General features: G+C 62.2%; 1 pseudogene. It reads left to right on the forward strand.

From position 1 onward, the window contains the following. Window positions 1–200, forward strand: a pseudogene (locus CKO28_RS27875) (PTS fructose transporter subunit EIIBC); the annotation flags it as partial. Window positions 201–564 lie beyond the last annotated feature (364 nt).

Consider the following 564-nt stretch of genomic DNA (forward strand, 5'->3'; position numbering starts at 1 on the left):
CGGTGGCCGGTGCGCTTTCGATGGTGCTGGGGTGCCAGCTCATGGCCCCGCATGGCGGCATTTTCGTGCTGGCGATCCCGAATGCCGTGACCCATCTGGGCGCCTATGCAGCCTCGGTTGTGGCGGGCACGCTGGTCACCACGGGCATGCTGATCGTGCTGAAGAAACCGCTGCGGGACGGTGTCGCGGTTCCCGCGTAAATCCTGCAATCACTCACGGAGCCAGACGGTCCTTAGGGCCAAGGACCAGACGGATGGGGCGCGGTGCAGATCGCGCCCCTTTTCCTACCTGGACATCCAGAGGCGCTGTTGCTGACAGGCGGCGTTCTTCCTATGTTCTTGTAATGCGAGTCGAACTTCACAGCGTTTTTCCTTTGCGTCGTGCCCGTGTGCATGAGGTCTATGGGCCGGGTGCCATGAGCTTTGCGGCCATGGCCGCCATGGGTGCCTGCCTGTGGATCAGGGAAAGCTGGTTGGTAGACACGCCTACACCGCAGGGGGTGTTGCCATTTCTGGACCCGGCAGGCTTGCTCATGGCTCGCCCCAAGGATCAGACCGATGCATT

Source organism: Rhodovibrio sodomensis, assembly GCF_016583645.1.
Lineage (GTDB): Bacteria > Pseudomonadota > Alphaproteobacteria > Kiloniellales > Rhodovibrionaceae > Rhodovibrio > Rhodovibrio sodomensis.